This is a genomic window from Croceicoccus sp. BE223 (assembly GCF_031457155.1).
Taxonomy (GTDB): Bacteria; Pseudomonadota; Alphaproteobacteria; order Sphingomonadales; family Sphingomonadaceae; genus Croceicoccus.
This window is the reverse complement of record NZ_JAVDWB010000007.1, coordinates 159,105-167,266: the sequence shown is the minus strand read 5'-3', so window position 1 is coordinate 167,266 and position 8,162 is coordinate 159,105. Positions and strand designations below refer to the sequence as shown.

6 protein-coding genes are annotated in these 8,162 nt (G+C 63.9%); 4 read left to right on the top strand and 2 right to left on the bottom strand.

All coding sequences use genetic code 11. The features are described 5' to 3' along the window. Nucleotides 1–11: 11 nt before the first annotated feature. Nucleotides 12–1,439, bottom strand: coding sequence for an MFS transporter (locus J2X37_RS14465; RefSeq protein ID WP_310022598.1), 1,428 nt, complete (start codon nt 1,437–1,439; stop codon nt 12–14). A 530-nt stretch (nt 1,440–1,969) separates the two neighbouring features. On the opposite strand from J2X37_RS14465, the gene J2X37_RS14460 reads away from it, so the two are divergent. Then, complete coding sequence (locus J2X37_RS14460) at nt 1,970–3,376, top strand: fatty acid--CoA ligase family protein (RefSeq protein WP_310022596.1); 1,407 nt, start codon at nt 1,970–1,972, stop codon at nt 3,374–3,376. A 5-nt stretch (nt 3,377–3,381) separates the two neighbouring features. Here the strand turns inward: J2X37_RS14460 and J2X37_RS14455 are convergent, their stop codons facing one another. Next, nucleotides 3,382–3,909 (bottom strand): TetR family transcriptional regulator, encoded by a 528-nt coding sequence (locus J2X37_RS14455; protein WP_310022593.1) that lies wholly within the window; start codon nt 3,907–3,909, stop codon nt 3,382–3,384. Between the two features lie 131 nt (nt 3,910–4,040). Between J2X37_RS14455 and J2X37_RS14450 the strand changes: the two genes are divergently transcribed. From J2X37_RS14450 to J2X37_RS14440, 3 genes are all read left to right on the top strand, one after another. Beyond that, nucleotides 4,041–5,474 carry an aldehyde dehydrogenase gene (locus J2X37_RS14450; RefSeq protein ID WP_310022591.1) on the top strand — a complete coding sequence of 478 codons (1,434 nt, stop codon included), beginning with the start codon at nt 4,041–4,043 and terminating at the stop codon, nt 5,472–5,474. 194 nt (nt 5,475–5,668) lie between these two features. Next, the gene (locus tag J2X37_RS14445; RefSeq protein WP_310022589.1) at nt 5,669–6,718 is read left to right on the top strand and encodes an SMP-30/gluconolactonase/LRE family protein; all 1,050 of its coding nucleotides are present in this window, start codon (nt 5,669–5,671) and stop codon (nt 6,716–6,718) included. Between the two features lie 87 nt (nt 6,719–6,805). Next, the gene (locus J2X37_RS14440) at nt 6,806–8,071 is read left to right on the top strand and encodes an MFS transporter (protein WP_310022587.1); all 1,266 of its coding nucleotides are present in this window, start codon (nt 6,806–6,808) and stop codon (nt 8,069–8,071) included. The last annotated feature ends 91 nt before the right edge of the window (nt 8,072–8,162 follow it).

Here is an 8,162-nt window from a genome sequence, read left to right as displayed (position 1 = left end):
CGATGCCTGTGTCATGCGTCAAGGGTTGAGACGTTGTTTTCTGACAACGTGCGCGGCAGGCGCAGCATCAGCACGAGGCTCCAGACGCTGAACAGCGCGCAAGCGCAGAAAACCGCGATATAGGCCGACGGCCCAGGGAACGTAGTCCCTTCGCTTCCTATCACCTGCGAACTGGCCATGCCCAGCGCGATCACCTGTAAGCCCACCGCCTTGCCGAACGCACGCACTACCTGCGTCAGGCCCGTTGCCTCGCTCGTCCTGTCTTCGGGGACGGCACCGATGACAAGTTGCGGGGTGAGCACCAGCAAAACCGATCCGCTAGGAACGATCAGCACCACGATCATTACGACGCTGGGCCAGAAATGATCGGAGACAAGCGCAAGACCTGCCCATCCCGAGACGCTGGCCGCCGAACTCGCGATCATCAGTGTGCGCACCGGTATCTGCTTGCTCAGCGCGCCGCTGCCCAAGGCGGCGACGCTGGCCAGGACATTAGCTGGAATCTTGATGACCGCGGCAAAAGTCGCGCTGATGCCAAAACCGATCCCGGTCCAAATCGGTTGCTGCAGGAAAGGAAGGAAGATGGCAGGGCCAAGCAGCGGCCCCAGCGAGATGGCAAGAATGTTGAGATTGGCGAGCCGCACCTGACGCCGGCCCAACAGCCGGATGTCGATGAGGGGATTGGGATGGCGTAGTTCGTACCAAGCCCAAACCGCCATCAACCCTATCCCCGCAGCGATCAGCGATAGGATGAACGGTGTCCAGCCGTTACCCGCTCCTTCGGTCAGGCCATAAAGCGTCGCCGCAATGGCGGGTGCGAAAAGTATCCCGCCGATGATGTCTAGACTAGTACGATCCGTCGCAGGCCGGGAGCGAGGGATGATGGCGAGGACGAGGACGATGGCCAAGGCTGCCATTCCCGCACTGATGACAAATAGGCCCTGCCAGTGCCAGTTGTCCACCACAAGGCCGCCGACGATGACGCCGATCCCGGCTCCCACCGTGTACGTCGCGCCGATGATGCTGATCCCAAGGCCGAGATGTCGTTCTTCCACCGTCTCGCGCAAAATACCGAAGCCGAGCGGCAGGATCGCCATCGAGACACCTTGGATCGCACGCCCGGCAATGATCCAGTCAAGATCGGAATGCAGTGCGCTCAGCATCGAGCCGGAAAACGCGATGACCAGCATCCAGACCATGACACGTCGCCTGCCGTACAGGTCGCCGAGGCGCCCCGAAAGCGCCGCACTGGCCGCGGCCGTCAGGGTAAAGGCGGTCAGCAGCCATCCCACCGCGACCGGATCGCCATACTCCTCGTACAGCCCGGAAATCGCGACGTAGATCATGCCGGATTCCAGCGAACAAACCAGTTCGGCGATGACCAGAGCCGTGAAAAGCAGCCAGAGGGGCGGCCGGACCGGATCGGTTTGTTTTGTCATTGCCATTTCCCATGTCGACCGCAAGACGCCTGCTGGTCCATGCCGGTGTCGGCTGAAAGCTAGGGCCGGGCGGAGGGATCGAATAAGACGAATTGGCCAGAACGGACGCGAATATTCCATAATCGCACGACGGTAGCGCATCCGCAGGCCATGGGCGTTGCTGATCGGCGCGGCGGATCTGCGTGAGCCATTGAGGCTGCTTGCCCCGCAATCGGCGCAATCGAATGGCTTTGATGCGGACTGGCTGACGATAAATTGAACTGCAACGAGCGGGACCGGGGCAGTTGCGTCTCGTTCCGGGAGGCGTTTGGCAATGAGGTTGCGGAAATGTGGCACCGGCGGGACGGCTGTCTGGATCTTGGGGTCCTGGTCATGCAAAAGGCCTGCGCGGATCCGGCCGCGCGTCCGGATTTGCACTTCCTGCTGCGGATCCTGACCCGATCGACAAGGGGCTGCCGATGACCGCGCCGGGGTGTCTGGCAGAACGCATTCATCACGCTCTGACCACTGGAAATGGCCCTGCCTTGCGATTGGGCGCGCAATGCATCGACTGGCCCGGCCTCTCGGCGCGCATTGCGCTGATCGACGATGCGCTGCACGCATCCGGCATCGGCCAGGGGGCGACGGTCGCGGTGCTGGGTCGCAACGACCTGCCGAGCGCGGTGGCCATCCTGACACTGGTAGCGACGGGTCGCTGCGCGGCAATCGTCAATCCCTTCCGTTCGGGCGAGGCGGTGCTGGATTCCGCCCGCCGCACGTCGGCTGCCGCAATGATCCTTGCCGAGGACGAGCCTACTCTCCGATGCGCCGAAGGATCCGACACTATACTGGTCCTTTCGGACGACGGTTCCTTCAGGGGCGATGCGCGCATCGCTGGCAGGGGCACGCTTCTTCGCGGACCGCACGACGGGATCATGATTTCGACCAGTGGCACTACGGGCGTGCCCAAGTCCCATCACATACCGCTGACGACCCTCTCGCGCGCCTTAGTCGAGATCGAGGCGTTCAACGCGGGGTTCGGCGATCGCCGCAAGGGTGATGGGCAATGGCCTTCGCTGATCCAGTATTCGTCGCTGTCGCACATTGCCGGCGCCCTGACCTTGCTGCGCGGTGCGGCGCAGGGGCGCCAGACTATCGTCATGCGCAAGTTCGATGCGGAGGTCTGGGCCTCCATCGTCGAGGAATGGCAACCTTACACCACGGGCCTTCCGCCCAGCATGATGCGCATGGTCCTGGAGGCCGACATCGCGTCCGAACGGCTGTCCTCACTCGTCAGCGTCTGGTCGGGCAGCGCCCCGGTGCGGGCTGAGGACCGCGAGGGGTTTACTGCGCGCTACGGCCTGCCGGTACTCGGCAATTACGGAGCGACCGAATTTTGCGGGGCCATCGCGGCATGGTCGCTGGACGACTATCGCGAATTCGGCCGGACCCGCTCCATGGCCGTGGGCCGGATCGACCGGCGCAATACCGAGGTGCGGGTGATCGGCGCGGACGGAACGCCCTGTACCGGTTTTGACCACGCGGGCGTTCTGGAATTCCGCCTCGCGAGGATCGGCAACCAGTGGATCAGGACCAGCGATATCGGCAGTATCGACCGCGATGATTTTCTCACGCTGCATGGCCGCAAGGACGATGCGATCCTTCGCGGCGGCTTCAAGTTGTCGCCCGGGATCATCGCCGACATGATCCGCAGCCATCCGCTCGTGCGCGATGTCGCGGTGGTCGGCCTGCCCGACAGCCGCCTGGGCGAGGTGCCGGTGGCCGCGCTGGAACTGCATGAGAGTGCCGCCCTCTCGCAGGAGGAAGTCCGGGATTATGTGCGCAGCCGCCTTCCGGCCTATTTCGTGCCCGCCAAGGTCCGCACCGTTGCGGCACTGCCGCGCAATGCCGCGATGAAGCTTGACCGGCGCGCCATCGTCGAATTGTTCGAGGACTGATCCGCTCAATCCGGCATGGTGATCCGGCGCACCGCATCGACGATGGCGGCGCGGACGGCGTCGTGCTTGGCGTTGGAGAGGTTGCCTTCGGGTGGATCGGTGCTTGCCACGGAAAGCCGCAGGACCAGCAACAGCACCAGGTCCGGCGCGATCCCCGGCCTTATCTTGCCCCGCGCCTGCGCGCTCGCGATCGCGCTCAACTTCGCCTCAGTCGCAAGGCGCACGGCATTGTCGATCTCTCGGTTATCCTTGGGCCTTTCGAGGGAATACCAGAAGTGCAGCCGCAGGACGCTCTGATCGTTGGCAAAGTAATCGTAGAGCTGGCCTGCATATCCGGGCATGTCGTCGGCATCGATGGGCACAGCTTCTACCGTGTCGCTGATCATCCGGGAATAGACCGAGTTCCAGAGCGCTTCCTTGTCGCCGAGATAGGCATAGATCGCCTGCTTGTTGCAATTCGCCGCCGCGGCGATGCGATCGACGCGCGCTCCTGCAAAACCATGCTCGGCGAACTCGCTGCGTGCGGCCGCCAAGATCCGTTCAGTGGTTGCTTCACGTTTTCCCATGCGCCCGGCTCATATCAGTCTGGAACTGCTACGCCACCTTGACACGTCGGATTTGTCGCGTCAAAAAGAAACCAACCAGTTAGTTTAAGGAGTGATTCATGGATCGGGACGATATTTTTATTGGCGGCAGGTGGTGCCGGCCCAGTACCGACCAGCGCTGCGACGTCTTTTTTTCGTTCGATAACTCGCGCGTCGGATCGGTTCCATTCGCCTCCTTTGGCGACATTGATCGGGCGGTCGAAGCCGCGCGTCGCGCTTTCGACAGCGGGCCGTGGCCGCGAATGACGCCCGAGGATCGGATCGCGGTCCTGTCGCGCTTCGCCGAACTGCACGCGGAACGTTGTGACGAGTTCGCTCGCTTCATTTCGGGCGAGAACGCCTCGCCCCTATGGTTCACGCGCGCCGTGCAGCAGGGGGTCGCGGTGCAGAACGCGGCCTATCTTGCGGCGGCGCGGGAATACCCTTGGGAACTCCGCCGTCCTTCCTTTGGCGGGCATGGCGAAACCGTCTGGCGGCGCGAACCGGTCGGCGTGGTCGCGGCCATTATCCCGTGGAATGCACCGCACCAGTCCGCGCTGACGAAGCTGTTCCCTGCGCTCCTGGCAGGCTGTCCGGTCATCCTCAAACTTGCCCCGGAAACCGCGCTCGACGCGCAGGACCTTGGCGAGATGATGATGGAGGCGGGCCTTCCCGAAGACGTGCTGAGCATCCTCGTCGCCGACCGAGAGGTCAGCGAATATCTTGCTGTCCATCCCGGGGTCGACAAGATAGCGTTCACCGGCTCGACCGGCGCGGGGCAGCGTATCGCTGAACTGGCTGGTAAGCAGCTGAAGCGGGTCGGGCTCGAACTCGGCGGCAAGTCGGCGACCGTGCTCCTGCCGGATGCGGACTTGCCCGCCGTTGCCAAATCGATTCGCTATTCGGCGATGATAAACACCGGGCAGTCCTGCGTCGCGCAGACCCGCGTGCTGGTGCCGCGCGGGCGTCAGGCAGAGCTTGTCGAGGCGCTTGTCGCCGACATCGGGTCGGCGACAATCGGCGATCCGCGCCACGACAGCGCGTTCTTCGGCCCCCTGGTGGCCGAACGCCAACGTGAGCGTGTTGCCCGCCATATCGAGAAGGGCATCGCCGAGGGGGCGAAAGTCGCCCTGGGCGGATCGGGCATGCCTGCGGGCATCGAGCACGGCGCCTTTGTGCGGCCCACCATCTTCCACGACGTCGACAATGCCATGTCCATTGCCCAGGAAGAAATTTTCGGTCCTGTCCTTTGCGTTATCCCATACGACAGCGAGGACGACGCCGCCCGGATCGCGAACGACACACCTTACGGGCTTGGCGGCGCGGTATGGTCGGCCGAGCCCGAGCGCGCGCTGGGCTTTGCGAGGCGGATCCGCACCGGCACGATCTCGATCAATGGCGCCCATCCCGATTTCTCGGCACCGTTTGGCGGCTTCGGGCATAGCGGGATCGGCCGCGAATTCGGCAGCGCGGGCCTCGACGCCTACGTCGAGCACAAGGCGATCACGATCTAGCACGGGGCTCTCGTTCCGCCGGTTGGCGAGGATCATCCAACCTGAAACCAAACCAATACAGCATGGCCTGATGCGCGTGCAAACAGGATAGTGCCCTCTCGTGCAAGAACCCGGTGCGTCAATCTAGCGCAGGATACGGGCCATGTCGGAGAGGTCGCATGTTGTCTTTTGCCTTCGCACTAGCCGCCGCGGCAATGCAGCCCATTGCCGCGGCTCCGTGCGCGGCATCTGAGACTGGCATCGAAAAGATCTGTGGGATCCCGATCCCCGAAGACCTCGTGCAAGTTCCTGGCACCCGATGGGTTATCGCCACCAGCATGCCCCGGGACGGCACGGCGGGCGGCCTGTTCCTTGTGAATACGCGCACTAGGGAGGTCGAACCGCTGACGTGGGCACAGGGGAGGGGTGACTTCGCCTCGAACGCCAATGAGACCACCGGCGTGGCAGGATGCGCCGCGCCGAATCCGGCCCGGCTGATCGCCCACGGGATCGACATCGCCCCCGGCGTAGGCGGTTTGCATCGGCTCTACCTGGTCGCCCATGGCGGGCGCGAGTCGATCGAGTTGTTCGATATCGACGCGAACGGCGCCGTACCCAGTCTGCACTGGGCGGGGTGTGTCCCCATGCCCGAGGGGCTGGAGGCTAATTCCGTCGCCGCGCTTCCGGACGGAGGGTTGCTTTTCACCAGCCTCTACGACGAAGGTCCTGCGGACTGGCCGCGGCGCATGTCAGCCCTAGATGCGGCCAGGCCCGCGGGCGCGGTTTACGAATGGCACGCGGCGAAGGGCATTGCGAAGCTGCCTCTGCCGCGGATATCGGGGCCCAATGGCGTGGCGGTCAGCGCCGACGGCAAGGTGGTGTACGTCGCCGCCTGGGGCGAGCGTAGCGTTCGCCGCTTCGACCGCGCGGGAAACGAGACTGCCGCCCCGATCGCGCTGACCTTTTTGGTAGATAACCTGCGTTGGGCGCCTGACGGGACGCTTCTGGCAGCGGGGCAGGAAACAACTGTGGCACGCCTCTTCTCATGTAGTTCGAGGAAGGCGCAGCCCGCTTATTGCTCCACCCCTTGGGCGGCGGCGGGGATCGACCCGCACGAATTCACCTCCATCCGACAGTGGCGGGGCGAGGGAAATGCATTCGGCGACACGACCTCGGCGATCATGGTAGATGGCAGGCTCTGGCTTGGCTCACTCGGCTCGGATTGCATCGCCGTCCTCGATCCCGACGCGGGTCAGGCGCGATGACGCTCTTCGGGGTACGGGTCGTCGGACTCGACGATATCGGCGGCCCGATGGGTGCCAGCTTGCCCCTTGCTGACAAGGAATAGCGACTTGCACGCAACCCATCCTGGCGAATGGCGCCTCAATTGGCGGCTGGTCGCCGCAGGCGCCGTTGGCATGTTCGTGACGACCGTGCCGCCGGCATCCATCGGTGTCTTCATCGAACCGCTGGAACGCGATTTCGGGTGGAGCCGTACCGCAATCACCTCGGCGGCCGCGATGACGATGATCGTGGCGGCGTTCTTCTCGCCGCCGCTTGGGAGGGCGATCGATCGTTATGGCGCCCGCATGCTGGGCTTCATCGGCATGTTGATCACGCCGCTGGTCTTTGCGGCGGTCGCCTTGGTAACCAGCGATGTGTGGATGTACCTCGCGATTTGGTTCGTCATGTCGCTGGCCATCACGTTAGGCGGCGGACAGCCTTGGACGACCGCGGTATCCCGCGGCTTCGTAAAGGACCGCGGATTGGCGTTAGGCCTGACCATCGCGGGCGCAAGCATCGCTGGTGCGGCCACACCTCCCACCGCTGCGTGGCTAGTCGAGAATTTCGGCTGGCGCAGCGCTCATGCGATCATGGGCATCGCCTGCTTCATCGTTTTCGTGCCGATCTGCTTAGTGCTGATCCGGCACAAGGCCGTGCCGCTTGCCATGACCGAACAGTCCGGAGCGGACGGCAAGCCTGCAGAGCTCTCTGGCATGACTCCTCAGCGCGCCCTTCGCTCGCCCCTGTTCTGGCAAATGCAGATTGGCCTCGTGCTGGGCTGCCTCATCGTCAACGGCATCGCCGTCAATCTGATACCCATGCTCACTTCTCGCGGAATGACAACGATCGAGGCGGCCTCGGCGATGGGCCTGCTGGGCGTGGGCGCGTTCATCGGCAAGTTCATCGTGGGATGGCTGATGGACCGTTTTTATCCGCCTGTCGTCGTCGGCGTCACGCGCCTGCTGGGCGCGGTGGCGGCGTTGCTGCTGTTCTTTTCGGGCGATGCCATCGGCACGGGCGAGGCCTACCTCGTCGCCTTCATCGCCGGCACTGCCGTGGGCGGTGAAATCCCGATTACCGCCTTCCTCAGCGCACGCGCTTTCGGCATGGCGCATTTCGCCAGCCTTTACGCATGGACGTTCGCGGCCAACCGACTTGCCAGCGGCCTGGGACCGATGCTGCTCGCGTTTCTCTACGACCTTCGCGGCGACTACCAGATGGCCCTGATCGCATCGACCGTGCTGCTGGTGGCCAGTGCGCTACTCATCTTCACCTTGGATGCCTTCGCCAGTCGGGAAAGGCGGCTTGTGGAGGCCCCGGCGCACGGAACCTGAAGCAACGGGATTGCAGAAGATTCGCAAGTGACGGCTCGATCGCGCTTCATGCGTTCATCAGTCGTGTCGCGCGCGGAGATCTGACCAGAAT